This window comes from Streptomyces sp. SX-6 (genome assembly GCF_059089585.1).
This window is the reverse complement of sequence record NZ_JBTHHU010000024.1, coordinates 15726-41111: the sequence shown is the minus strand read 5'-3', so window position 1 is coordinate 41111 and position 25386 is coordinate 15726. Positions and strand designations below refer to the sequence as shown.

General features: G+C 68.1%; 24 protein-coding genes and 2 tRNA genes. 12 read left to right on the top strand and 14 right to left on the bottom strand.

Annotation, left to right across the window (positions count from 1 at the left end):
* Window positions 1-121: 121 nt before the first annotated feature.
* Window positions 122-1258, top strand: coding sequence for a PP2C family protein-serine/threonine phosphatase (locus ACV530_RS25300; RefSeq protein WP_494334937.1), 1137 nt, complete (start codon window positions 122-124; stop codon window positions 1256-1258).
* A gap of 220 nt (window positions 1259-1478) precedes the next feature.
* On the opposite strand, the gene ACV530_RS25295 is transcribed toward ACV530_RS25300, so the two are convergent.
* On the bottom strand, window positions 1479-2567 hold the full coding sequence (locus tag ACV530_RS25295) for an acyltransferase family protein (protein ID WP_494334936.1): 1089 nt from the start codon (window positions 2565-2567) through the stop codon (window positions 1479-1481).
* Window positions 2568-2771: 204 nt separating this feature from the next.
* On the opposite strand from ACV530_RS25295, the gene ACV530_RS25290 reads away from it, so the two are divergent.
* Window positions 2772-2966, top strand: a complete 195-nt coding sequence (locus ACV530_RS25290) for a hypothetical protein (RefSeq protein ID WP_494334935.1) — start codon at window positions 2772-2774, stop codon at window positions 2964-2966.
* Between the two features lie 74 nt (window positions 2967-3040).
* On the opposite strand, the gene ACV530_RS25285 is transcribed toward ACV530_RS25290, so the two are convergent.
* Window positions 3041-3114: transfer RNA gene (locus ACV530_RS25285), tRNA-Gly, on the bottom strand.
* Window positions 3115-3280: 166 nt separating this feature from the next.
* Here ACV530_RS25285 and ACV530_RS25280 point away from each other — a divergent pair.
* The 5 genes from ACV530_RS25280 (at window position 3281) to clpX (ending at window position 7945) form a co-directional block, all read left to right on the top strand.
* Window positions 3281-3357: transfer RNA gene (locus tag ACV530_RS25280), tRNA-Pro, on the top strand.
* Between the two features lie 133 nt (window positions 3358-3490).
* Window positions 3491-4861 carry a trigger factor gene (tig, locus tag ACV530_RS25275; RefSeq protein ID WP_494334934.1) on the top strand — a complete coding sequence of 457 codons (1371 nt, stop codon included), beginning with the start codon at window positions 3491-3493 and terminating at the stop codon, window positions 4859-4861.
* A 297-nt stretch (window positions 4862-5158) separates the two neighbouring features.
* The gene (locus tag ACV530_RS25270) at window positions 5159-5764 is read left to right on the top strand and encodes an ATP-dependent Clp protease proteolytic subunit (protein ID WP_494334966.1); all 606 of its coding nucleotides are present in this window, start codon (window positions 5159-5161) and stop codon (window positions 5762-5764) included.
* Between the two features lie 58 nt (window positions 5765-5822).
* Window positions 5823-6494 (top strand): ATP-dependent Clp protease proteolytic subunit, encoded by a 672-nt coding sequence (locus ACV530_RS25265; RefSeq protein ID WP_494334933.1) that lies wholly within the window; start codon window positions 5823-5825, stop codon window positions 6492-6494.
* A 164-nt stretch (window positions 6495-6658) separates the two neighbouring features.
* A complete protein-coding gene (clpX, locus tag ACV530_RS25260; RefSeq protein ID WP_494334932.1) occupies window positions 6659-7945 on the top strand; it encodes an ATP-dependent Clp protease ATP-binding subunit ClpX in 1287 nt (428 codons plus the stop codon).
* Between the two features lie 49 nt (window positions 7946-7994).
* On the opposite strand, the gene ACV530_RS25255 is transcribed toward clpX, so the two are convergent.
* Genes ACV530_RS25255 through ACV530_RS25245 form a run of 3 tightly spaced genes read right to left on the bottom strand, consistent with a single transcriptional unit; the run spans window position 7995 to window position 9596 of the window.
* Window positions 7995-8459: a nucleoside deaminase gene (locus tag ACV530_RS25255; protein ID WP_494334931.1), complete on the bottom strand. Its 465-nt coding sequence runs from the start codon at window positions 8457-8459 to the stop codon at window positions 7995-7997.
* 19 nt (window positions 8460-8478) lie between these two features.
* On the bottom strand, window positions 8479-8949 hold the full coding sequence (gene cynS, locus ACV530_RS25250; protein WP_494334930.1) for a cyanase: 471 nt from the start codon (window positions 8947-8949) through the stop codon (window positions 8479-8481).
* Window positions 8950-9005: 56 nt separating this feature from the next.
* Window positions 9006-9596 (bottom strand): carbonic anhydrase, encoded by a 591-nt coding sequence (locus ACV530_RS25245; RefSeq protein ID WP_494334929.1) that lies wholly within the window; start codon window positions 9594-9596, stop codon window positions 9006-9008.
* A 127-nt stretch (window positions 9597-9723) separates the two neighbouring features.
* Here ACV530_RS25245 and cynR point away from each other — a divergent pair, with 127 nt between their 5' ends.
* Entirely contained in the window at window positions 9724-10614 is an 891-nt protein-coding gene (gene cynR / locus ACV530_RS25240) for a transcriptional regulator CynR (protein WP_494334928.1), read from the top strand.
* A gap of 104 nt (window positions 10615-10718) precedes the next feature.
* Window positions 10719-11882 (top strand): AAA family ATPase, encoded by a 1164-nt coding sequence (locus ACV530_RS25235; RefSeq protein WP_494334927.1) that lies wholly within the window; start codon window positions 10719-10721, stop codon window positions 11880-11882.
* A 10-nt stretch (window positions 11883-11892) separates the two neighbouring features.
* Here the strand turns inward: ACV530_RS25235 and ACV530_RS25230 are convergent, their stop codons facing one another.
* The 3 genes from ACV530_RS25230 to ACV530_RS25220 all read right to left on the bottom strand — a co-directional run bounded on the left by ACV530_RS25230 (window position 11893) and on the right by ACV530_RS25220 (window position 14226).
* Window positions 11893-12792, bottom strand: coding sequence for a hypothetical protein (locus ACV530_RS25230; protein ID WP_494334926.1), 900 nt, complete (start codon window positions 12790-12792; stop codon window positions 11893-11895).
* Between the two features lie 154 nt (window positions 12793-12946).
* A complete protein-coding gene (locus tag ACV530_RS25225) occupies window positions 12947-13633 on the bottom strand; it encodes a hypothetical protein (protein ID WP_494334925.1) in 687 nt (228 codons plus the stop codon).
* Between the two features lie 251 nt (window positions 13634-13884).
* The gene (locus ACV530_RS25220; RefSeq protein ID WP_494334924.1) at window positions 13885-14226 is read right to left on the bottom strand and encodes a DUF6415 family natural product biosynthesis protein; all 342 of its coding nucleotides are present in this window, start codon (window positions 14224-14226) and stop codon (window positions 13885-13887) included.
* A 218-nt stretch (window positions 14227-14444) separates the two neighbouring features.
* On the opposite strand from ACV530_RS25220, the gene ACV530_RS25215 reads away from it, so the two are divergent.
* Window positions 14445-15674 (top strand): NsdA family TPR-like regulatory protein, encoded by a 1230-nt coding sequence (locus tag ACV530_RS25215; RefSeq protein ID WP_494334923.1) that lies wholly within the window; start codon window positions 14445-14447, stop codon window positions 15672-15674.
* Window positions 15671-16219 (top strand): GNAT family N-acetyltransferase, encoded by a 549-nt coding sequence (locus ACV530_RS25210; protein ID WP_494334922.1) that lies wholly within the window; start codon window positions 15671-15673, stop codon window positions 16217-16219. The genes ACV530_RS25215 and ACV530_RS25210 overlap by 4 nt, the downstream gene beginning before the upstream one ends.
* A gap of 6 nt (window positions 16220-16225) precedes the next feature.
* Here ACV530_RS25210 and ACV530_RS25205 read toward each other — a convergent pair whose 3' ends face one another.
* The 4 genes from ACV530_RS25205 to ACV530_RS25190 form a co-directional block, all read right to left on the bottom strand.
* A complete protein-coding gene (locus ACV530_RS25205; protein WP_494334921.1) occupies window positions 16226-17083 on the bottom strand; it encodes a hypothetical protein in 858 nt (285 codons plus the stop codon).
* Window positions 17084-17122: 39 nt separating this feature from the next.
* Window positions 17123-17887 carry a hypothetical protein gene (locus tag ACV530_RS25200; RefSeq protein WP_494334920.1) on the bottom strand — a complete coding sequence of 255 codons (765 nt, stop codon included), beginning with the start codon at window positions 17885-17887 and terminating at the stop codon, window positions 17123-17125.
* Window positions 17888-17924: 37 nt separating this feature from the next.
* Window positions 17925-18884 (bottom strand): hypothetical protein, encoded by a 960-nt coding sequence (locus ACV530_RS25195; protein WP_494334919.1) that lies wholly within the window; start codon window positions 18882-18884, stop codon window positions 17925-17927.
* A 149-nt stretch (window positions 18885-19033) separates the two neighbouring features.
* Window positions 19034-19765 carry a hypothetical protein gene (locus ACV530_RS25190; RefSeq protein ID WP_494334918.1) on the bottom strand — a complete coding sequence of 244 codons (732 nt, stop codon included), beginning with the start codon at window positions 19763-19765 and terminating at the stop codon, window positions 19034-19036.
* A gap of 92 nt (window positions 19766-19857) precedes the next feature.
* On the opposite strand from ACV530_RS25190, the gene ACV530_RS25185 reads away from it, so the two are divergent.
* Entirely contained in the window at window positions 19858-22479 is a 2622-nt protein-coding gene (locus ACV530_RS25185; protein ID WP_494334917.1) for a valine--tRNA ligase, read from the top strand.
* A gap of 190 nt (window positions 22480-22669) precedes the next feature.
* Here ACV530_RS25185 and ACV530_RS25180 read toward each other — a convergent pair whose 3' ends face one another.
* Both ACV530_RS25180 and ACV530_RS25175 read right to left on the bottom strand, forming a co-directional pair.
* Window positions 22670-23854 carry a hypothetical protein gene (locus tag ACV530_RS25180; RefSeq protein WP_494334965.1) on the bottom strand — a complete coding sequence of 395 codons (1185 nt, stop codon included), beginning with the start codon at window positions 23852-23854 and terminating at the stop codon, window positions 22670-22672.
* 130 nt (window positions 23855-23984) lie between these two features.
* Entirely contained in the window at window positions 23985-25349 is a 1365-nt protein-coding gene (locus tag ACV530_RS25175; RefSeq protein ID WP_494334916.1) for an XrtP-associated glycosyltransferase, read from the bottom strand.
* Between the last annotated feature and the right edge of the window lie 37 nt (window positions 25350-25386).

Genomic DNA, 25386 nt, shown 5'->3' with positions numbered 1-25386 from the left:
GCAGGCGAACGAATTTCGCATAAGGTTGCACCCGGGGTGCCGGGCCGACGCGCCCCAGGCTGTCGTGTCGGCGCGGCGTGAATCGACGCACCGCCGAATGGGTGGATAAGGTCCCGAAGCAATGACTGGCGGTGCGGAGACCCCGACGGCCCGGATGCGCAAAGCACTGCACCGGGCCCGCACGAGCGTGCGCAAGTCCGGAGTCGACTACTTCCGCGGCGACGGCTCCGACTGGCTCGCCCTGACCGCACTCCTGCTCTCCGTCCCCGCCTTCGCCCTCGGCACCATCGTCCAGCCCGAGTGGTGCGCCCCCTCCTCGCTCGTCCTGCCCATCGTCGCCGGCGGACTGCTGCTGCGCCCCGCCAGCCTGCTCGGCCTCTACGCCGCGGCGGCCACCGCGCTCATCGTCGAGTCCGCCGTCCTCGACCCCTACGCGTACGGCGCCGACCGCGTCACCCCGGGCACGATCCTCGTGGTGGCCGCGGTCGGCTTCTTCGGGCTGCTCATCGCCCAGTTCCGCAGCCGCGTCGGCGTGCCGTGGCGGCGCGGCGGCACGATGCTGTTCGACCTGCGCGAACGCATCCGCGTCCAGAGCAAGTTGCCCAAGCTGCCGCGCGGCTGGCACCGCGAGATGGCCCTGCGGCCGGCCGGCGGCCAGTCCTTCTCCGGCGACTTCGTCGTCGGCGCCTGCACGAACGGCGGCCGCACCCTCGAGGTCGTCCTCACCGACGTCTCCGGCAAGGGCATGGACGCCGCCTCCCGCGCCCTGCTCCTCTCCGGCGCCTTCGGCGGCCTGCTCGGCTCCCTGCCCCCGCACGCCTTCCTGCCCGCCGCCAACGGCTACCTCCTCCGCCAGGACTGGGACGAGGGCTTCGCCACCTCCGTCCACCTCGTCCTCGACCTCGAGAGCGGGGACTACGAACTCTTCTCCGCCGGCCACGTCCCCGGACTGCACCTGTGCGCGGGCACGGGGCGCTGGGAGGAGAAGTCCGCCGAGGGCCCTCTCCTCGGTGTCTACGACGGCGCGGACTTCGACTCCGTCAAGGGCACGCTGCGCCGCGGCGACGTCCTCATGCTCTTCACGGACGGCCTCGTCGAGACGTCCGAGCGCGAACTGACCGAGGGCATGGACCGCCTCACGGGCGAGGCCGACCGCTATGTCACGTCCGGTTTCGTGGGCGCGGCATGGCACTTGATCGAGGCGGTCGCGAAGGACGTCAACGATGATCGGGCGCTGTTGTTGATCTGCCGCGATTAGCGGGCGAGTTGTGTGCCCCGGTCCCGCCCTTTCTCCGTTTCCCGGGGGCTTCGCCCCCGGACCCCGCTTCGGGGGCTCCGCCCCCGGACCCCCTTGTCGCGGCTCCGCCGCTCGTCCTCAAACGCCGGACGGGCTGAGATTCAGCCCGGTTTCGGGGTCCGGGGCGGAGCCCCGGAAGAAACGGTGAAAGGGAGGGACCGGGGCACAACCCCCACCGGCCCTACCGTCCCGAGCGGAACGCCCACTCCATGCGCGGCTCCATGACCCACCGGAAAACCTTCCGCACCGGCCCCGTGCACAGCACCGTCACCACCACCACGGCAACCGCCGTCACCACAAGCTCCCCCACAGGCCCCCGAACCCACGCATACGCGTCATACCACTCGTACCAGCGCGACAACTTGATCAGAAACCCGTGCAGCAGATACCCGTACAACGTCCCCGCGCCCAGCGCCGTGAACCACGTCTCGCGGCGCGGGACCCATGCCAGGAAGCCCGCCGTGAGGGCCGCGGCGCAGGCGAACAGGGCCAGGGTCATGACGGGGGCGGTCCACGCGGGCTGGTGGAGGTCGTGGACGCTGGAGTTGCGGTAGAGCCAGCCGCTGTCCAGGCGCGGCGCCAGCCAGTACGCGGTGGCGAGCGCGCAGGCGAACAGCGGCACGGCCGCAACCCGCACCCACCCCCGCCGCAGCAGCGCGAAGTGCTCGGGCTTCACGTGCAGGCCGAGCACGAAGAACGGCAGGAACTGCATGACCCGCATGAGGTCGAAGTCACTACCGACACCCGGGGTGAGCATCCCCACGATCGCGATCGCGAACGCGACCGGCACCGGCCACCGCACGAGCTTCCAGATCGGCGTGGTCAGCCGCCACACGAACAGCGCGGCCAGGAACCAGTTCAGGTACCACGGGTTGAGCAGTGAGAACGCGTCCGGCGGCGCATCCGGCTCCAGCGCGTGCTGGAAGCCGATGTAGACGGCCTGGAAGACCAGATACGGCACGAGCACACCGGTGATCAACCGCTTCAGCTTCGCCGGGCTGAAGTCGAACCCACGCGAGAAGTAGCCGGAGATCAGGATGAACGCCGGCATGTGGAACGTGTACACGGTGTAGTACAGCGCCGTCGCCGCCCGGCTGCTGTCCGTGAGCGGCTCCCAGGCATGGCCGAGGGCGACAAGGACGATCGCCAGGTACTTCGCGTTGTCGAAGAACGGATCGCGCCGCGCCGCACCGGCGGCGTCGGTCCGGGTACGGCCGGGACCGGGGGAGCCGGAGTGCGCCGGAGGCGCCGTGGAGGTGGTGGGGGACACCCGAGGCACCCTAATCGCGGAACCGGGGTCGCGACCAAGCCACCTGGCCGAAAAGCGATTCGCCACCGACTCGGTCAATTCATCGATGAACAGTCAGGTCACCACACTGGTGGCCGAGTTGGTGGCACGATGGGTGCGGAGGGGGCCTGCGGGGCAGCGTCTCCCGAACCGGGCAGGTGCTTTCGAACCGAGGGTGTGATCGCTGTGATCATTTCGCTGTCGACCGTGTTGCTCTTGGGGATCCTCATGGTGGTGATGACGCGCAACGGCCACCTCAAGGTCTTCCCGGCCTTCATCGCGATCCTCTTCGGCTTCTTCCTCGCGTCCACCACGCTGGCCGGTTCGATCCACAGCCTCCTCGACTCGATCGCGCGGACCATAACGAACATCAAGATCTGAGAGGTTTGAGGAGAGGTCCGGGGAGAGATCCGAGGAGAAACGAAACGCCTCCGGCTGGGCGGCCGGAGGCGTGATGGAGCGGGCGACGGGAATCGAACCCGCGTAGCCAGTTTGGAAGACTGGGGCTCTACCATTGAGCTACGCCCGCGCGCGCCGCTCGAACCCCTGTGGGGCCGATGGCACTGACGTGCATCGTAGCGGGTCCCGGGGGTTCATCGCACACCCCCTTCACCGGGCCTTCGCCCGACGGCTGTTCCGTGGTCGATTCGGCATCTGCGCACCCCCGCGGGCATGTACCCTACGTCTCGCACCGACGGGGTGTGGCGCAGCTTGGTAGCGCGTCCGCTTTGGGAGCGGAAGGTCGTCGGTTCGAATCCGGCCACCCCGACCAGCAAGATCACATTGTGGGGCCCATCGTGCGTGCGGTTACTATGCAAGCTGCGCGTCTGTGTGTCTCTGTACCGGGCGCGGTCCGCTGAGAAGCTCAGCAGATTCCCAGAAGTCAGCCCCAAGGAGACCGAACCGTGAAGAGCGCCGTGGAGACCCTGAACCCGACTCGGGTTCGGCTCACTGTCGAGGTGCCCTTCGAGGAGCTCAAGGCCAGCCTCGACGCGGCGTACAAGAAGATCAACCAGCAGGTCTCGGTGCCCGGCTTCCGCAAGGGCAAGATCCCGAACCGCGTGATCGACCAGCGTTTCGGCCGCGGTGCGGTGCTGGAGGAGGCCGTCAACGACGCGCTCCCGAAGTTCTACACCGAGGCCGTCAACGAGGGTGACCTCAACCCGCTGGGTCAGCCCGAGGTCGACATCACGGAGCTGAAGGACGGCGAGCTGCTGGCCTTCACCGCCGAGGTCGACATCCGTCCGGTGCTGGAGATCCCGGACTACTCCGGTATCGAGGTCACCGTCGACGTCACCGAGGTGACCGACGAGGACATCGAGAAGTCCGTCGAGCAGCTGCGTGAGCGCTTCGCCACCACCACCGCGGTCGAGCGTGCCGCCGCCGAGGGCGACATCGTCACGGTCGACCTGGAGGCCAAGGTCGACGGCGAGGTCCTCGAGGACGGCGTCGCCACCGGCATCGACTACACCATCGGTTCCGGTGACCTGCTGGACGGCATCGACGAGGCCGTGACCGGTCTCGAGGCCGGCGCCACCGCCACCTTCACCTCCGTGCTCAAGGGCGGTTCCGCCGAGGGCAAGGAGGCCGAGGTCAAGGTCGACGTCACCGCCGTCAAGTCCCGTGAACTGCCCGCCCTGGACGACGAGTTCGCGCAGCTGGCGAGCGAGTTCGACACGCTGGACGAGCTCAAGGCCGACAGCCGTGAGCGCCTGGCCCGGATGAAGAAGTTCGACCAGGCCACCCAGGCCCAGGAGAAGGTCCTGGACGAGCTGCTGAAGCTGGTCGAGGTCCCGATGCCCGAGAAGCTGCTCGAGGACGAGGTCAACACTCGTAAGCACAACCTCGAGCACCACCAGCTCGGTCAGATGGGCCTGACCCTGGACAAGTACCTGGAGATCCAGGGCAAGTCCGCCGAGGAGTTCGACGCCGAGCTCAAGGAGCAGGCTGAGAAGGGCATCAAGACCCAGTTCATCCTCGACGAGATCGTCAACAAGGAGAAGCTGTCGGTCGGCCAGGAGGAGCTCACCGAGCACCTGATGCGCCGCGCCCAGTCCTCCGGCATGTCCCCGGACCAGTTCGCCCAGGCGGTCGTCCAGGGCGGCCAGGTCCCGATGCTCGTCGGTGAGGTCGCCCGCGGCAAGGCCCTCGCGACCGTCGTCGAGGCCGCCACCGTCAAGGACACCAACGGCGAGATCGTCGACCTCGAGGACGAGGACGACGAGACCGAGGCAGCCGCCGAGGTCGTCGAGGCCGCCGAGGGCACCGAGGCCTGATCCTCGCCCCGCGGCAGCCGAGCTGTTCGTACGGGCCCGGCCGCGTCCCCTGCCCCGGGGGCGCGGCCGGGCCCGTACGCGCTCCCGCCGCCGCCCGGAACCTGCGCTCAGAGCGAACAGTTCCCCATGCGGGATGGCGCCCGCCGACCAGCGCGTTAGGGTCCGTAGATACGAGGGCAGGGGAAGACTTGGAGTGCGCCGGAGCGTACCGGCCCATGCGACCCCCGGCCCCGAGTGAAGACGCGGAGACGGCCCGTTGCCGTCAGAGACGAGCAGGTGGATCACGTGATGAATCTGATGCCTTCCGCCGCCGGCGGGCCTTCCATCGGTGGTGGCCTCGGCGACCAGGTCTACAGCCGGCTGCTCGACGAGCGGATCATCTTCCTCGGCCAGCAGGTCGACGACGACATCGCCAACAAGATCACGGCGCAGATGCTCCTCCTGGCCGCGGACCCGGACAAGGACATCTACCTCTACATCAACAGCCCCGGCGGTTCGGTGACGGCGGGCATGGCGGTCTACGACACCATGCAGTACATCCCGAACGACGTGGTCACCATCGGCATGGGCCTGGCCGCCTCGATGGGCCAGTTCCTGCTGACCGGCGGCACCCCCGGCAAGCGCTTCGCGCTGCCGAACACCGACATCCTCATGCACCAGGGCTCCGCGGGCCTCGGCGGCACGGCCACGGACATCAAGATCCAGGCCGAGCAGCTGCTCCGCACCAAGAAGCGCATGGCGGAGATCACGGCCCTGCACACCGGCCAGACCGTGGAGACGATCATCCGCGACGGCGACCGCGACCGCTGGTTCACCGCGGACGAGGCCAAGGAGTACGGGATCATCGACGAGATCATCACGCACGCGGCCGGCGTTCCGGGCGGCGGCGGCACCGGGGCCTGATCCCCGGCAGTACCGCTCTACAGCCGTATCCCAGCCCACCGCACCGATCGCCATCAGGATGGTGAACACCCGCATGAACAACTTCTCCGCCCCCAGCGGCCTCTACACGGGCCCCCAGGCCGAGGCCCGCTATGTGGTCCCGCGTTTCGTCGAGCGCACCTCCCAGGGTGTCCGCGAGTACGACCCGTACGCGAAGCTCTTCGAGGAGCGCGTGATCTTCCTGGGCGTCCAGATCGACGACGCCTCCGCCAACGACGTCATGGCGCAGCTGCTGTGCCTGGAGTCGATGGACCCCGACCGTGACATCTCGATCTACATCAACTCGCCCGGCGGCTCGTTCACCGCGCTGACCGCCATCTACGACACGATGCAGTTCGTGAAGCCCGACATCCAGACGGTCTGCATGGGCCAGGCGGCCTCCGCCGCGGCCATCCTGCTGGCCGCCGGTACGCCGGGCAAGCGCATGGCGCTCCCCAACGCCCGGGTGCTGATCCACCAGCCGTCCAGCCAGACCGGCCGGGAGCAGCTCTCCGACCTGGAGATCGCTGCGAAGGAGATCATGCGCATGCGTACCCAGCTGGAGCAGATGCTGGCCAAGCACTCCACCCAGCCCGTCGAGAAGATCCGCGACGACATCGAGCGCGACAAGATTCTCACCGCTGAGGACGCGCTCGCGTACGGTCTCGTTGACCAGATCGTTTCGACGCGCAAGTCGTCAGTATCCGTCTGATGCCCGTCTGAGTACGGTGTCTCGGACACAGTGCCGCCGGTACCCCCCTTGGCCCGAGGAGAGTGCAAGGGGGGCCCGCACGGGGGGCCCGGCAAGGTACCGTCGATAGGCAAGCACTCGGGTTCGCAGAACAAGGCGGATCCCAGGCGAAGGGGAAGCACCTCGTGGCACGCATCGGTGACGGCGGCGATCTGCTCAAGTGCTCGTTCTGCGGGAAGAGCCAGAAGCAGGTGAAGAAGCTCATCGCGGGTCCTGGTGTGTACATCTGCGACGAGTGCATCGATCTCTGTAACGAGATCATCGAGGAAGAGCTGGCGGAGACCTCCGAGGTGCGCTGGGAGGAACTCCCCAAGCCCCGTGAGATCTACGAATTCCTCGAGGGCTATGTCGTCGGCCAGGAAGCCGCCAAAAAGGCCCTGTCGGTCGCCGTCTACAACCACTACAAGCGGGTGCAGGCCGGCGAGACCGGTCACGGCGGCCGCGACGACGGTATCGAACTGGCCAAATCCAACATTCTTCTGCTCGGCCCCACGGGCTCGGGCAAGACGCTGCTCGCGCAGACGCTCGCGCGCATGCTGAACGTCCCGTTCGCGATCGCCGACGCGACCGCGCTGACGGAGGCCGGCTATGTCGGCGAAGACGTCGAGAACATCCTGCTGAAGCTGATCCAGGCCGCGGACTACGACGTCAAGAAGGCCGAGACCGGCATCATCTACATCGACGAGATCGACAAGGTCGCCCGTAAGAGCGAAAATCCTTCGATCACCCGGGACGTCTCCGGCGAGGGCGTCCAGCAGGCGCTCCTGAAGATCCTGGAGGGCACCACGGCCTCCGTCCCCCCTCAGGGCGGCCGTAAGCACCCGCACCAGGAATTCATCCAGATCGACACGACGAACGTGCTGTTCATCGTGGGCGGTGCCTTCTCCGGCCTGGAGAAGATCATCGAATCCCGGGCCGGCGCCAAGGGCATCGGCTTCGGCGCCACCATCCGCTCCAAGCGCGAGATCGAGGCGAGCGACCAGTTCCAGGAGGTCATGCCGGAGGACCTGGTGAAGTTCGGGATGATCCCGGAATTCATCGGCCGGCTCCCGGTCATCACCTCCGTGCACAACCTCGACCGTGCGGCTCTCCTCCAGATCCTCGTCGAGCCGCGCAACGCGCTGGTGAAGCAGTACCAGCGCCTCTTCGAACTCGACGGAGTGGAGCTGGACTTCGACCGCCCGGCGCTCGAGGCCATTGCCGATCAGGCCATCCTCCGTGGCACGGGTGCGCGAGGGTTGCGCGCCATCATGGAGGAGGTGCTGATGTCCGTCATGTACGAGGTGCCTTCGCGCAAGGACGTCGCCCGGGTCGTCATCACCGCGGACGTGGTGCAGTCGAATGTGAACCCGACTCTGGTGCCGAGGTCTCGCGGGAGCGAGCCGGGAGAGCGGCACGAGAAGAGCGCGTGATTTCGCGAAAAGGGGCCCGGCATCCTGTGCCGGGCCCCTTTTCGTACGTTCACGCGTTGTGCTGCTGCCACTCGCGGTAGACGTCGGTGGCGGCGTCACGCGGCTCGTAGCGCATCGGCAGTCGGCGCTGCTGCCACGGCTTGGCGAACTCTTCGTAGAACGTGCCGAGTTCGAAGTACTTGCGGTCGTCCACGTAGTGCGGCGCGTAGTCGTCGCGGGTGGTGAGGAAGACGACCTCGTCGGGCGAGCAGTAATAGAGCGAGCCGAGACACATCGGGCACGGGTGCGCGAGCACATAGATGGTCGTGCCGGTGAGGTGCTCGGTGCCGAGCTTGGTGCATGCCTCGCGGATGGCGAGGATCTCGGCGTGCGCGGTGGGGTCGTTGGTCTGCGCGACCTTGTTGGCGCTCTCGGCGAGGATCTCGCCGTCCTTCACGATGACGGTCGCGAACGGCCGTCCGCCCTCGGCGATGTTGGCCCGGGCGAGATCGATGGTGCGCTGGATGAAGTCCATGGGTTCGGTCTCCCGGGTGTCAGAACGGCTTGGTCGGCAGGTACTTGCCGTCGAGCGTGATGACGGCGCGCTCGCCGCCCTCGGGGTCGGCGACCTTCTTCACGTCCAGCTTGAAGTTGATCGCGGAGATGATGCCGTCACCGAACTGCTCGTGGACCAGGGCCTTGAGGGTGGTGCCGTAGACCTGGAGCATCTCGTAGAAGCGGTAGATGGTCGGGTCGGTGGGGATGCCGCCGGGGATGGAGCCGCGGTTCGGGATGGTCTGCAGCGTCATCGCGTCGTCGGCGTCCAGGCCGAGGAGCTCGGCGACGGCCTTGGCCGAGGCCTCGGGCAGCGGGTGCTGGCCGAGCACGGCGGCGGTGACGAAGGCGACCGACAGGCCCGCGGCGTCGGCTATCTGCTGCCAGGACAGGTCCTTGCGGACCTTCGCCTCGACGGCCTTGGCGGCCAGGGCCTGGCGAGCGGTGTTGTCGAACTGGGCGTGCACCATGGGAAGGGTTTCCTTTCGGGGATGGGTTGTGGGTTGTGGGGAGTGGTTCGAAGGGGTCAGGCCGCGAGGGCGGACGACCGGCCGGCGAGGTCGAGTTCGTCGACGGTGCCGCTGCCGATGTCGTAGCACCAGCCGTGCAGCGTGACCGTGCCCTGTTCCAGGGCGCGGGCCACCGAGGGGTGGGTGACCAGGTTCGCCAGCTGGGCGCGGACGTTGCTCCGTACGAGAGCGTCCACTCCGGGAGCGGTGGTGCGGGCCCGGGCGGCGTCGGCGTGGCGCAGCCAGTCCGCGGTCGTCGGCATGGCGCCCAGGTCGTGGCCTTCGGCCAGGGCGGTCATCGCGCCGCAGGCGGAGTGCCCGCAGACGATGATGTCCGTCACGCCCAGGGCGGCGACCGCGTATTCGATGCTGGCCGCGATGCCGTCCGTGCGGGGTGCGTAGGCGGGCACGAGGTTGCCTGCCGTACGGATGACGAACAGCTCGCCGGGCTCACAGCCGGTGATCAGCTCGGGGACGACGCGGGCGTCGGAGCAGCCGATGAACAGCGTGTGCGGCGTGTGGTGGGTGGCCAGGTGGGCGAAGAGCCCGGCCTTGGCGGGGAAGACCTCCCGCTGGAAGCGGTCGATTCCCTGGGCGAGATGACGCATGACCTCTCACTCCCTTCGATCGGGGTGTCGGTGGGGGGCCGACGTCATTCACTGTGCATGACCTCGACCTATAGTGTCCAAGACTCAATACCACTGGCTGCTATCGATGCCATCTATGGTTGGGGATATGAAGCCGGAACTACGTCACCTGCGCTATCTGCTCGCGGTCGCCGAGCACGCCAACTTCACCCGCGCCGCCGAAGAGCTGCGCATCTCGCAGCCCACCCTGTCCCAGCAGGTCAGGCAGCTGGAGAAGGCCTTGGGCGTCCAATTGCTGGACCGTACCGGCCGCACCGTGCGCCTCACGGACGCCGGCCAGGCGTACGTCCACTACGCCCAGCGCGCCCTGCAGGACCTCGCGGCGGGCGAGCGGGCCGTGCTGGACGTCCAGGACCTGTCGCGGGGCAGCCTGCGCCTCGCCGTGACGCCGACGTTCACGGCGTACCTGGTCGGCCCGCTGGTGGAGCGGTTCCACGCCGCGCACCCCGGGATCGCGCTGACGGTGCGGGAGATGACCCAGGACCGGATCGAATCGGCGCTGATGGGCGACGAGTTGGACCTCGGCATCGCCTTTGGCGGCGCGCACCTGCCGGGGGTCGCCGCCGAGGAGCTGTTCACGGAGACGCTCAGCCTGGTCGTGGGCGACGGGTCTTGTCGTGCGCCGCTGCCCGTGGCCGAGCTGGAGCAGCGGCAACTCGCGCTGCTCAGCACCGACTTCGCCACGCGCCGCCACATCGACGAGCACTTCGCGGCATGCGGGGTGCGCCCGAGGATCGCCATTGAGGCGGACTCCGTCCACGCGCTCGTCGAGATCGTCACCCGGACCGGGCTCGCCACGGTGCTCCCGGACGCGATCGCCCACGCCCGGCCCGACCTGCACCCCGTACCCCTGGAGCCCGCGCTGCCCGCGCGTACGGTCACCCTGCTCCGGCGCGACACCGCGTACCAGAGCGCTGCGGCACGGGCGTTCGCGGAGCTCGCGAGGGCGGCGGGAACGGGGTCGCGCCGCGATGGGTGACTGACGAATCGGGTACCGGTTTCCGCCCGAGAACTGCCCTCAGCCGTGAGGAAAGCGGTACCCGGTTCGCCCGCGCTGTCCGACCCCCTCGGCACACTGGCACCATGCTCACCACCCTCGCCGTCGAGAACTACCGCTCCCTGCGCCGCCTGATCGTCCCGCTGGGCCGCCTCAACGTGATCACCGGCGCGAACGGTGCCGGCAAGTCCAGCCTCTACCGGGCCCTGCGGCTGCTCGCCGCGTCCGCCCAGGGCGGCGCGGTGGCGGCGCTGGCGCGCGAGGGCGGGCTGCCCTCGGTGCTGTGGGCGGGGGAGAGGAAGGGCACAGGCCGCTCGCCGGCCGTCAGCCTCCGCCTCGGCTTTTCCGGGGACGAATTCAGCTACGCGGTCGACTTCGGGCACCCCATCCCGACCTCGGGCGGTGGGGGCGCGCCGTCCCTGTTCAACCTCGACCCCGAGATCAAGCGCGAGTGCACCTGGGCAGGCCCCGTGCTGCGTCCCGCCGCACTGCTGTCGGACCGCTCCGGCCCCGCCGTACGCACCCGCACCGCCGACGGCACCTGGCACCAGTCGGTGAACGCCCTCCGCCCGTACGACAGCATGCTCAGCGAGCTCGCCGACCCGCAGCTCGCCCCCGACCTGCTGCGGCTGCGCGAGCACCTGCGGTCCTGGCGGTTCTACGACCACGTACGCACCGATGCCCATGCCCCCGTCCGCAGCGCCCGGATCGGTACGCGTACGCCCGTGCTCGGCCACGACGGTGCGGACCTCGCGGCCGCGCTGCAGACGATCCGCGAGATCGGCGACCACGAGGCCCTGGATGCCGCCGTGGACGCGGCGTTCCCCGGCAGCCGGGTGGAGATCGACGGCGAGAGCGGCCGGTTCGAGCTGCGGCTGCGCCAGAGCGGCCTGCTGCGCCCGCTCGGCGCGGACGAGCTGTCGGACGGTACCCTGCGCTACCTGCTGTGGGCGGCGGCGCTGCTCACGCCCCGGCCGCCCGCGCTGCTCGTTCTCAACGAGCCGGAGTCCAGCCTCCACCCGGACCTGCTGCCCCCGCTGGCCGACCTGCTCCTCACCGCCGCCCGGGACACCCAGATCGTCGTGGTCACGCACGCGCCGGGCCTCGCCGAGGCCCTCGCCCGAGGTGCCCGGCGCCACCGGCTCGACGTCAACTCCATCGGCCTGGTCAAGGACGCCCTCGGGCAGACGGGCGTTGCGGGCCGGGAGGGCCCGCTCGACGAGCCGTCGTGGCACTGGCCCAAGCGGTGACGCACGGGGCTCAGGGGATTTCGACGCGGGCGTCATGGCGGACCTTGACGGCCAGCTCCGCCGCCTGGTCCAGAGGGGTGGCCTGGCCGCTGAGCAGAGCCGCGGCATCGGTGAACATGATGATGCCGGTGGTGCTGTGGTCGGCCCAGACACAGATGGGCAGCTTGAGTTCCTTGCCGGTGCTCACCGGGGAGGCGTAGTACTGACACTTGACGACGGCGTCGTCATCGAGCCCGCTCGGCGAGAACCGAGCGGAAAAGCCTTCCATCTTCCCCTTTTTGAGCTTCACTTTCAGGGAGTCGAGCGAGCTGTCCACCACCCACTCCGGGTTCTTGATCTCGCCCCAGACGCCGATGAGATGGAGGCGCTTCGTGGTGCCCGTGTCCACGCCGGCCTTGTACTCGGCGATGGTTCCCTCCGCGTTGTGGACGCCCTTCCCTTCGAAGTCTGCCTTGTCACCGGAGTTGAAGTCCTGCGGTGTGCTGGAGGCGTCCTTGCGGAAATCGGTGGCCAGTGTGTCGGGAGCGGTCAGCTTGTAGCGCTTGCCGCTGCCGCTCTGGGTGGGGGACGGAGTGCCACCGTTGGCCGTTGTGTGCTTGCCGTGCCGGGCGGGCGAGTCGGAGCCGTTGTCACCTATGAGGTAGAAGGCGCCGCCGACGATCGCCCCGACCAGAACCGCAGCACCGATCCCGATGGCTAAGGCCTTGCCCTTGCCGCCACTGTCTCCCGTCGGGGGTATGGGCGGCGGCAGGTACGGCGGGGGCATGCCGGGCTGCTGGCCGTACGGCGGCGGTGCTCCATAGGGGCCGGGCTGTTGTTGTGGCTGCCCGTAAGGGAGTTGCTGGGGCTGCTGGGCGTACGGGTTCGGCTGCGGGGGCTGGCCGTATGGGTTGGGCTGGTTGTAGCTCATGTCGTTCCCTTCGGGGCCAATCGCCGTGCCGAGGCTGCCATTTTGGGATCTTAGCCGTGGCCTCGGACAGCCCTCTTGGCGGACATGATGCTGCTGGTGGTGGGGGGGAGCGGGGCACGGGCGGTCGCTATCCGGCCGTGCCCCGGCCTGGCGGCTACTTCGCCTTACGAACCTCGCCGCGCACGGTGGCCGTTGCGTCGGCCAGGTCCTTCGCCGTCATCACGTCGGGCGTGATGTTGCTGTTGCCGATGCCGACAGCGGCGTCGCTCTTGCTGACCGTGTTCTGGACGATCCCGACGGCGCTGGAATCTCCCCATATGCACGTCGAGACCTCAACCTTGACCGCATTGTCGACAACCGTGGAGGTGAACGTTGTGGCCTTGCACTTCATCACCGCGCTGCTGCCGTCGAAGCCTGACGGGTGGAATTCGTTGAGGGGGGTCACCGTACTGACCCTGACGTTCGCCTTGTTCTTGCTGACCTTGTCCGCGTACGTCTTCTCCTGCTTGTCGAGACGTGCCGCATAGTCGTCAACGGCCTTGCCGGGATCGGTGATTTTGCCGTAGGTGCCCGTGACCGCCAGCCCCAGCTTGTCGCTGGTCTCATAGGCGGCGCCGACGGTCGTGCCGCCAGGTATGTCGGCGTTCTGGGCGAGTTGGTCGGTCGCCGCCTTCGTGGTCAGCTTCGAGTACTTCCCGTCGAGCAACGTGTCCGTCAGCGCGATGGTGTAGGGCTTCACTTTGTCGTCGCTGCTTCCCTTGCCAAGGAAGGTGTATGCGCCACCCGCCGTCGCGCCCAGGAGCGCAACGGCGCCGATCGTGAGCCCGGCCGTCTTCTTCATGAGGTTCCCTTCGGGTCCAACCGCTTTGGGCATGCGGCTACTTCTCGTTACGGACCTTGCGCACTACAGCCGTCCGCTATGCAGGCGGGGCGTAGGTGGGGAGCGCTTTGCCGGTGGCGGAGGTTACCAGCGGTTACGCCGCTGAGCAGGGGGGCCGTTTGGCGGTGGCCGTGGACTTGTACCGGAAGGGTGCTTATGACCGGCGCGGAGGGTGAGTTATGGCACTTACCTCTCCTCGCCCCGCGCTTCGCTCACTCATCGAGGCAATCCGCAAGGAAACGGGCATCCCGGGCTAGGACTTGCATGTACGCGTCGGCGGCGCAGAGGACGGGGCGTTCGCTACCGGTGGCGAAGTCGAGGTCGGTGCGGATGTGGTCGATGAGCGCGTCCCAGCGGTCGCGGGGGACGGTGCCGATGGTGAGTTGCTCGGCGCGTGACTGAGCCTCGGCGAGCATCAGCTCGAGGTGCTCGCGGAGGGTGCGGGTGAGTTCGTCGATCTCGCTGCGGCGGGGGCGGACGATCCGTTCCGCGAGGGCGCGGCGGGTGACGGCGCGGATCGTGACGAGGTCGAGGGGGATGTTCTCTCCGGTCATGAGGGTTGCCGGTGGCAGGGGATGCTTTGAGTGATCGGGTCGCATCGGTGTGGCTCCTGGGGGTGTGGGTCTTCGCTGCTTCCCAGTCAAGGCCGCAGAGGGGCGCGGGGCCCAGGGCAGAACATGGGCAGTTACCGACGAGCGGCCGGACAGTTTTACCTACGGGACAGCGGTTGCCGTGGCTGTCAGTTCTTTGCGCTCAGACCCGAGGGGGCCGGATGGGCCGACAGCGGAACACCACGTTGGAAGGCTTGCTGGATGCGTATGGGTTGAGCCAGCAGGAACTCGCCAGGGAGGTCAATCGGGTCGTTGCCGAGATGTGTGGATCGCCAGGTGACTGCACTGACCGTCACGTACGGCGCTGGATCTCGGGTGAGGTGCGATGGCCATGGACGCGCTATCTCTTGGCACTTCAGCGAATCTTCGACAAGCCTGCCGAGGCAATGGGGTTTGTCCCTCGGGGCAAGAGCACTCGGCTTCCCGTACCGCCTCGGACCTCCGTCCCTGTACCGGAGGAGGACCCAGCGCAGCGCACGTTCCTCGCCGGAGCTCTTGTCACGACCCTGGGTATTGACCAAGTGCCTCAGCGCGGGCGTCTTGGCGCAAGCGATATCGAGCGGATCGAGCGGACGATCAGTCTGCTGGATGCCCACTTCAACGGGTTTGGCGGCGTGGCTACCATCGACGTGGCGACCGACTACCTCCGTCGCCTGCGTCACGTGCTGGATCACTGCTTTTATGGAAGTACTGTCGAAAAGGCGCTGTATCGAGCCATTGGGGCCGTGGCTGGCTGTGCGGGATGGTCTGCCCACGACAGTGGCCGGTGTGACGAGGCTGCACGGTTGCGGAATGAGGCCCTCCAGGCCGCGGTTCTCGCAGGTGATCGGGTCGCGGGAACTCGTGCTTGGTCCGATCTTGCAGCTCAGGCTGAGCAGGCTGGGCGGCCTGCCGAGGCTGCTCGTATCAATCGGACCGCTTTGAGCGAACGTCACATTCGACAGCACCCGTTGATTGCCACGTTGTTGCACTCGCGATTGGCCGACTGCCTGGGGTCCACGGGAGACCCTTCGGGCATGGGACGTCACCTCGCAGCTGCTGAGCGGGTCTTTGATCGTGCTGGTGCAGCCGATTCCTCGAGTTGGCTGGCCTTCGTTACTCCGGCCGAAGTCAGTGGTCTTGCGGCCCTGGCTCATCAAAGTGCAGGTTGTTACGACCGTGCTGAGCACCTCACGACGCAAACACTTGAACTGCTTGGCGCTGAATTCACGCGAAACCGCACCTTTTACACCGTCTTGCTTGCCGAACTACAGCTTGCCCGGGGTGATTTGGAACAGGCAGCGGCTGCTGTTGCTGCCGCAATGACTGCAACCACGACCAGTAGCCGTGTGACTCAGCGCCTTGAGCATGTGGCAGAAGCTCTTGCACACTCAACGAAAGGCAGGCCATGAGCAGCTTGAATCGCGACGTGCGGCAGTACGCAGGCCGAGAGGTCAAGTCCATCCGAGAGCTCCTGCTCGACGTGCACGACGAGGTATACACCGACAGCGGTGATCCACTGGCCGACCGCGCTCAGTTCGCCGGTTTCCTGGATCACTGGTCCGGCCTCCCCGGCTTCTCCTGCGTCGTCGGTTACGACGCTGGAGAGCCGGTGGGCTACGCGTACGGCGCCCCGTTGAGCGCGTCCACGGCATGGTGGGCGACCGTTGAACCGCGCCCGGAGGAACCCTTCGCCGCTGAGACCGGCACCAGGACCTTCGCCTTGTCCGAGCTCATGGTCCGCACGCCATGGCGTGGGACCGGGTACGCCCGCCGTATCCACGACGAACTGCTCGTCGGCCGCCCCGAGGAGCGTGTCACACTCCTGGTGCACCAGATGCATGCCAAGGTACGGGCGCTCTACGAAGAGTGGGGCTATGAGGCGGTGGGGAGGACCACACCGGACTTTCCCGACGCCCCTGAACTGTGTGCCATGGTGCGGCCAATGAACAAATAGCTCGGCTCACTTGATCTCGACGCGCGCGTCCTGCCGCACCCTTGCCGCGATGCCCGCAGCCTCCTCGATCGTCGTGCTCTTGCCGGACGTCACCGCGGAAGGATCCACGAGCATCGTGAGGGCGACCGTGCTGTGGTCGGCCCAGACGCAGAACGGGGTCCTGAAGCCCTTCGGTGCTGCGGGGTTGCCCACCATCTTGATGTACTGGCACTTCATGACGGCGTTGTCGAGACCGCTGGGGGACACCTTCTGCGGAGTGCCCTCGAGTTCGCCCTTTCCGCCGTTGCCGGTGGAGGAGTCCTTTTTCGCCTCGTCCGCCATGACCTTGAACATACCGTCGACCACAGCGTCGGGGTCCTTCACCTCACCCCAGACGCCGCCGAATTGGAGCACCCTCGGGGCGAATCCGCTGGACTTGTACGAGGCGCTGGCGTCCTGCGGATTCTTGACGCCCAGCTCTTCGAACTTGGACTTGTCCCTCGCTGTGGAGAAACCGCCGTCGTCGCCTTCGGAGGCGTCCTTCTTGAACTCACCCGCGACCGTGTCCGGAGCCGTGAGCTTGTAGCGCTTTCCATCGTCGGCGACGGAGCTGCTGCCCTTGTCGCTGTTGGTGAAGAGGAGCATGCCGCCGATGACGGCGCCCACGACGGCCACGGCGCCTACCGCCAGGCCTATGACGACACCCTTGCTCTTGCCGCCGCCGCTCTGCGGGGGCATGGGCGGCGGCGGGGGGTAATACGGCTGCTGCTGGGGCGGTTGGGCCGGTGGGGGATAGCCGTAGCCGGGCTGGCCCGTGGGGCCGTTCTGGCCATAGGGGTTGGGCTGGTTCGGCTGGCCGTACGGGTTGGGCTGGTCGTAGCTCATCTCGTTCCCTTCGGAGCCCATCGCCTTGCAGGGGTGTTGCTACTTCTCCTTGCGAACCTCGTCGCGCACCTTGACCGTGGCCTCGGACAGTTCCTTGGCGGACATCACGTTGCCGGTCTCGGAGCGGGAGTTGCCCGTGTCGTAGACAGAGCTTGCCTCCACCGTCATGTCCTCGACCAGGGTCACCGCGCTGGAGTCGCCCCAGATGCAGATGCTGGCGTTCGTGGCCGTGGTGAAGGCGCCGTTCGCCCTGGTGGACTTCTCGGTCTGGCACTTCATCGTGACGCCGTCGAAGCCTGCCGGGTGGAATTCTGCCCAGGGTGTGACGACCTCGACCTTTTCATCGCTGGGTGCGTTCTCGTCGTGCCGGGCCGCCCAGGCGTCTACCGACTTCTGAGGGTCGGATATTCCGCCGTAGATACCGACCACGATCATGGTCTTCTTCTGGGGGCCGTAGTAACTGTTGGACACCTGAGTCCCGTTGTGAATTCCCAGGCGATTGTTGCTCAGCTGTTTGGGGTCGGTGTCCTTGCCGTGCTTGGCGTACGTGCCGTCCAGCAGCTTTTCGGGCAGCGTGACCGTGTACGGCTTCACGCCGTCGATGGGGGCGTCGCCCTTGACGTAGAGGTAGCCGCCCGCGAGTGCGCCCACGAGGACGACGGCAGCCGCGGAAATGCCGATCACCTTCGCGTCGTTGCTGCCGCCGCTCTTCGGGGGCAAAGGCGGCTGGCCCGGAGGGGTGTGGCCGCTCCCGTAGGGGCCGGGGTCTCCGGCCGGGAGGGAGGGGCTCGGGGTATTGCTCATGGTTCTTTCCTCCGGGCCAACCACCTTGTGCGGTTGGCTACTTGTCCTTGCGGACTTCGGTGCGGACCTTGGCCGTGAGGTCGGCCAGGTCCTTGGCGGACAGCGGGTCCGCCGAGGACGAGCCGACGCCGCCGGTGATGCCGCCGGTCATCTTCTGGGTCACGTGCTGGACCACGGTCAGGGCGCTGGAGTCCCCCCAGATGCAGGTGCTGATGTTGACCGAGCTTGACATGGTGCCGAAGGAGGTCGAGGTCTTCTCGGCCTTGCACTTCATGACGGCACCGTCGAAGCCGCTCGGGTGGAACTCGGTCCAGTCCGTGACGGTTTCTTTCTGGCCGGCCCCCATGGTCCCCTGGTTCTTCTTGGAGGACTCGTCCATCTTCGCGATCATCGCGTCGGTCGACTTCTTCGGGTCGGAGATGTCGCCGTACATGCCGATGATCATCATCCGCTGCTTGTCGTCGTTGGAGTAACTCCCGACGACACCCGTGCCGTTGGAGACGCCCAGCTCCTTGGCCTTGTCGTTGTTGGCGAGGCTCTCGGTCTGCTTTTGCGGGTCGGCGGACGGAGCCTTCGTGTACTTCCCGTCCGCCAGCTTGTCCTGCAGCACGATCGTGTACGGCTTCACATTGCCGTCACTGCTACCGCCCTTGAGGAACACGAACGCGCCGCCCGCGATCGCGCCCACGAGCACCACCGCTCCGATCACGATGCCGACCGTCTTGCCCTTGCCGCCGCCCTGCGGCGGTACCGGGGCCGGGTACGGGGCCTGCATCGGCATGCCCGGCTGCTGGCCGTACGGCCCCTGCGGCGGAGCGCCGTACGGCGGCTGCTGGGGCGGGGCGCCGTACGGGGCCTGCGGGGGCTGCTGGCCGTACGGGTTGCCCTGCGGGTAGCCGTAGCCGGGCTGGCCCGGGGCGCCGCCCTGGCCGTACGGGTTGGGGCCCCGGGGAGGCTGGGGCGGCTGGCCGTAGGGACCCGGCTGGTGGTTGCTCATGGTGTGTCTGTGTCTCTCTCGTTCGCTGTGGGGCGCGCACGCGTCATTGCGTCGCGACATCCTTGCCGACGGCTTATTCCGGCTTTACAGCGGGGGAGCAACGGTTTTGGAACAGTCGCAGAGGGGAGGGTGGTTGAGCCCCAAGGGTCCTATTTGTCTTTGCGGATTTCGTTGCGCACCTTGGCGGCCGCCTCGGACAGCTCCTTCGCCGACATCGCGTTGCCGGTGGCGTTCGGCTTGATGCCCTTCGCGGTGGCGGGCAGGCCGGTGGTCTTCGTAACCGAGTGCTGGACGGCGCCCAGGGCGCTGCCGTCGGCCCACATGCACTGGGCGAACTCGGACGAGAGCGAGGCGAGGCCCATGTTCATCGTGCTCTTCGAGGACGTGCATTTCATGACCGCGCCGTCCATGCCGGCCGGGTGGAACTCGGTCCAGGGTGTGACGGTCTCCGTCTTGATGCCGGACTCCTCGGAGCCGCCCTTCGACTTGGCCACCATGGCGTCGAGGGTCTTGGCGGGGTCGGCGATCGTGCCGTAGGCGCCGAAGATGTTCAGGTTCTGCTTCTTGTCGTTGATGTACGCGCCCCCGACGGCCTTGCCGTCGACGATGCCCATCATCTTGGCGGTCTTGTCCCTGGCCAGGTCCTCGGGGGCCTCGTCGTTGTCGGAGGACTCCTTGTCCTGGGCGTACTCGCCGCCGAGGAGCTTCTCCGGCATCACGATCGTGTAGGGCTTCGTGCCATCGTCACCGTCGTCGCCGGTGAAGAACCAGAGCCCGGCACCCGCGACCGCGAGCGCGCCCGCCGTGATGGCGATCACCCTGCCTCTGCCTCCGCCTCGCGGGGCCGGGTGATCCATCGGGGCTATGGGGGTGGTGCTCATGTTGCCCCATCTTTCCCGACGTCTTACCTGCGCTTTACCCCGGGGGTGAAACCGGTCGTGGGCTGTCGGACCTGCCCCGTAGAATTTCGCCCGTGACCGATAACACTCAGCAGCCGAACAGCAGCACCCCCGAACTGCCGACCCAGTACGCGCCGGCCGAAGTAGAGGGGCCGCTGTACGAGCGCTGGGTAGAGCGGGGCTACTTCACGGCCGACGCCTCGAGCGAGAAGAAGCCGTACACGATCGTCATCCCCCCGCCCAACGTCACCGGCTCCCTCCACCTGGGCCACGCCTTCCAGCACACGCTGATGGACGCCCTCACCCGCCGCAAGCGCATGCAGGGCTTCGAGGCCCTGTGGCTGCCCGGCATGGACCACGCCGGCATCGCCACGCAGAACAAGGTCGAGCAGCAGCTCGCCGAGGAGGGCAAGTCCCGCCACGACCTCGGCCGTGAGGCGTTCACCGACCGCGTGTGGCAGTGGAAGGAGGAGTACGGCGGCAGGATCCTCGGCCAGATGCGCCGGCTCGGCGACGGCGTGGACTGGTCGCGCGAGCGCTTCACCATGGACGAGGGTCTGTCCAAGGCCGTCCAGACGATCTTCAAGCGGCTCTACGACGACGAGCTGATCTACCGCGCCGAGCGCATCATCAACTGGTGCCCCCGCTGCCTCACCGCGATCTCCGACATCGAGGTGGAGTACCAGGAGGACGACGGCGAGCTCGTCTCCATCCGCTACGGCGAGGGCGAGGACTCGCTGGTCGTCGCCACCACCCGCGCCGAGACGATGCTGGGTGACACGGCCGTGGCCGTCCACCCGGAGGACGAGCGGTACGCGCACCTCATCGGCAAGCACATCAAGCTGCCGCTGACCGACCGCACGATCCCCGTCGTGGCCGACACGCACGTCGACCCGGAGTTCGGGACGGGCGCGGTCAAGGTGACGCCGGCCCACGACCCCAACGACTTCGCCATCGGCCAGCGCCACAACCTGCCGTCGATGACCGTGATGGACGAGCGCGGCAACATCACCGTCCACGGCCCGTTCCTCGGCCTGGACCGCTTCGAGGCGCGCTCCGCGATCGTCCGCGCGCTGCGCGAGCAGGGCCGGATCGTCGCCGAGAAGCGTCCGTACGTCCACTCCGTCGGCCACTGCTCCCGGTGCAGCACGACCATCGAGCCGCGGCTGTCGATGCAGTGGTGGGTCAAGGTCGGTCCGCTGGCACAGGCCGCCGGTGACGCCGTCCGCGACGGCCGGGTGAAGATCCACCCCGAGGACATGTCGAAGCGCTACTTCGACTGGGTGGACAACATGCACGACTGGTGCATCTCCCGCCAGCTGTGGTGGGGCCACCGGATCCCCGTCTGGTACGGCCCGGACGGCGAGGTCGTCTGTGTCGGACCGGACGAGCAGCCGCCGTCGGGCGAGGGCTGGCACCAGGACACGGACGTCCTCGACACCTGGTTCTCCTCCGGCCTGTGGCCGTTCTCCACGCTGGGCTGGCCCGAGAAGACGCCGGACCTGGAGAAGTTCTACGGCACCGACGTCCTGCTCACCGGCCACGACATCATCTTCTTCTGGGTCGCCCGGATGATGATGTTCGGCCTCTACGCGATGGACGGCGTCGCGCCGTTCCACACCATCGCCCTCACCGGCCTGGTGCGCGACGAGCGCGGCAAGAAGATGTCGAAGTCCTTCGGCAACGTCGTCGACCCGCTGGACTGGATGGACGCGTACGGGTCCGACGCCGTCCGCTTCACTCTCGCCAAGGGCGCCAACCCCGGTACGGACGTGCCGATCGGCGAGGACTGGGTCCAGGCGTCCCGCAACTTCGCCAACAAGATCTGGAACGCGACCCGCTTCGCGCTGATGAACGGCGCGACGGTGGAGGGCGAACTGCCGCCCGCCGAGCAGATGTCGGCCACCGACCGCTGGATCCTGTCCCGGCTCAACGCGACCGTCGCCGAGGTGGACGCGTTCTACGAGGACTACCAGTTCGCCAAGCTGTCGGACGCGCTCTACCACTTCGCGTGGGACGAGGTCTTCGACTGGTACGTCGAGCTGTCCAAGACCACGTTCATGGGCGGCGGCGAGCAGGCCAAGGTGTCGGCGCGGGTCCTCGGCGAGGTTCTGGACGTCACGCTGAAGCTGCTCCACCCGGTCGTCCCGTTCGTCACCGAGACGCTGTGGACCACGCTCACGGGCAAGGAGTCGCTCGTCGTCGCCGACTGGCCGAAGGACAGCGGCTTCCGTGACGCGGCTGCCGAGACCGAGATCGAGAACCTCCAGCAGGTCATCACCGAGGTCCGCCGCTTCCGCGCCGACCAGGGCCTGCAGCCCGGCCAGCGGGTGCCGGCCGAGCTCGACCTGAGCGGCACGTCGCTGGCCGCGCACGAGGGTGCGATCCGCCAGCTGCTGCGCCTGCAGCCGGCGGAGGAGGGCTTCACCGCGACGGCGACGCTGCCGGTCGCCGGGGCGACGGTCGCGCTCGACCTGTCGGGCACGATCGACGTCGAGGCGGAGCGCAAGCGCCTGGCCAAGGCGCTGGCCGCGGCCGAGAAGGACAAGACGCAGTGCACGGCCAAGCTGGGTAACGAGGCGTTCCTGGCCAAGGCGGCCGAGCAGGCGGTGGAGAAGATCCGTACGCGGCTGGCCAAGGCCGAGGCCGACATCGAGCGGATCACCGCGCAGCTGGCCTCCCTGCCGCAGGGCTGAGACGGCTGATACAGCGAAGGCCTCGCACTCCTCTCAAGAGGGGTGCGAGGCCTTCGCCGTTGTCGGCCAACGGGCCGGTGCCTGTCCGGCGGCCTGGACCCAGCTGCGGGGGCACCGACACGAGCGCAGTTCCCCGCGCCCCTTCGGGACGCGGTACCGCACCGGACTTCAACAAGCCCGCTCAGCGGGCTCAGGGCTTCGTACGGCCCGGGTCCCACATCGGACCCCACGGTCCTTCCAGGGGCTCGTGCTCCACCCGGTTCCCCCGGCGGTTGTTGCGGTCCCGGCGGTCGCGCTGCGGCCAGAACAGGACGTACACCGTCGTCACGGCGACGAAGACCAGACGGATCAGGCCCCGCGTGGAGTCGTCGTGCACGATGAACACGCTGCCGTAGAGGACGGCCAGCGCCAGCCAGCTCCACAGCGGCACCAGGCGCCGCTGGCCGCACACGTCCCACAGCAGGGTGCCCAGCAGTACGGACGCCGTGTAGTAGGTGTAGACGCTGGGGTCCAGGACGATACGGGCGTTGGCGCCCAGCAGTACCACTGCCGCCCATCTGCCGCGCCATACCGCGATCGCGCCCAGCGTCAGGCCGACCGCGGCCTGCGCGGGGCGGGCCCAGTCGGGCGTCACCGGGGTGTTGCCGCCGAGCCAACGCAGCGCCGACGCCGGGCTGTTGGGGATGGTGAACTTCGCGGCGGCGAAGGAGTGCACGTCCATGAGGAAGAACGGCAGCCAGGCGACCGCCACCAGGCCCGCGCACCACAGCCCGGCGCGCACCCACCGGTCCTTCGGCAGGGCGAGCAGCAGCGGCAGGAAGGCGAGGGCGGTCGGTTTGGAGTCCAGGGCGAGCGCCATGCAGATGCCGGTGGCCGCCGCGTTGTTGCGCGTCAGGTAATAGACGGCCAGGGCGGTGAAGAACAGCGCGAGGACGTCGTCGAGATGCGCGAAGCGGACCGAGACCTCGATCCACATGGGGATGAAGGCCAGGCCCGCGATGAGGACGCGCTGCCGCAGCTTCTGGTGGTTGGTACCGGTGCCCAGGAGGTGCATGGCCGCGCTGCGGCCGGCCAGCACCACGATCACCAGGCCCAGGGCGGACATCAGCGCCTCGGCCATGACCTGGCCGACCACGGCGGGGAACGGGTTGAAGAGCCCCGCCATCAGGAAGCTGACCGGGCCCATCTGCAACTCGGGGTGGCGGGCGTAGAGGTTGAGGCCGCCGTCGTCCGACGAGCCGCCGTTGTAGATGAGTTCGCCGCCGGTGCGCAGATAGTGCCAGGAGAACCCACCGCTGGGCTCGACCACGAGGAACCAGAGAACGGCCCACGCGGTGAGCAACAGCAGATGGGTCCTATTGCTCAGTACCGGTATCCGCACAACGCTCCGTTCCACAGCCCGGAGCCCTGCCGGCTCCGGGCACACCTGTCACCGGCGGTGAGAGGGTGGAACGCTATCCGGGGTTGCCTGCGTCTGCTGTGACTCAGGCCTCATCTGCCGTGGCTCAGGCCTCGATTGCGACAGGGCCGGACTCGACCTTCTCGGCGTTGCGGCGGGTCTTGGCCCAGCCGTTGCGGCCGCGCAGCATCCGGACGAAACCGCGGGCGGACACCGGGAAGAGGTGGTACGCGTACAGCCACAGCGCCAGCCCCCACAGCAGCGCGGTGAGCAGCGAGCGGTCGGTCGCACGGTCGCGGCGGTAGATCGGGCCCCACAGCACGAACGGCATGACGGAGACTACGGCCAGGCCCAGGATGAGCGGCCAGAGGGCGATCATCCCACCGAAGGCGGAACCGACGCCGTCCTCGGCGGCGGCCAGGCCGAGGTACACGAACATCACTGCGCACAGCGCGAGCGTGACCAGGTGGGCGACGGGCTGGAGGAAGGTGTACAGCGTCTCGAGGACACCCTTGCCGCTGTAGTGGCGCGAGGAGATGATGCGCGGCGCGTAGCGGACGCACTGGAGGTTGCCCTGCGCCCAGCGGGTGCGCTGGGTGAAGAACCGGCGGCCGTGCGGCAGGCCCTCCTGGGAGACCCAGGTGTCGGCTATGTGGGATATGCGGTCACCGCTGAGGATCATGTGCAGGCCGAGCTCGTAGTCCTCCAGCAGCGCGCCGTGCTTCCACGGGCGGCGCTCCTGCTCCGCGATGCGGTCGAGGGCGGAGAGACGGGTGAACTGGCCGTTGCCGCCGAGGCCGACGGAACCGGTGCGGCCGCGCAGCAGCTGCATACCGGCGTTGGAGACGGAGAACTCCATGTCCTGCATGCGCACCAGCAGCCGGGCGAACGCATTGCGGGCGCGGCCGCGGTCGGGCAGCGGGCGCTCGTCCTCGGTGTTGCGCATACGGACGCTGACCTGGACGCCACCGGTCTCGGGGTCGCCGAAGCCGGCCGGGCCGCTGACGATGTTGAGGGCGTTGGGGTCGAGCTGGCCGTCGGCGTCGATGACGCAGACGACGACGCGCTCGCGGTCGGTGTCCTTGGACAGGAACTGGTTCAGCTCGTCGTACGCGGCGTTGAGCGCGGCGCCCTTGCCCTGGCGGGCGTTGGGGCGGTGACGGCGCACGAGGTGCACACGGCGGTCGTCCTCGGCGAGCTCGGCGACGATCGCGCCGGTGCGGTCCTCGCTGTCGTCGTCGATCACCCACACATGGGCGCGCGGGTGGTCGGCGCGCAGGCGGCCGACGGTGGTGGCGACCACGGCCTCCTCGTCACGGCAGGGAACGAAGAAGTGCCAGTCGAGGGCGCCGGGGTCGCCGGTGACGACCTCGGGGCGGCGCGTGTAGGCGTGGCGGGCGCCGGCCCAGTAGAGGAGGAAACAGGCGAGGAGGAAGAAGGGGAAGGCGAGCAGGAGGGGGCTGGAGAACATGCGGAAGTACCTGGGGGGTTGGGGGAGTTTCCGGGGG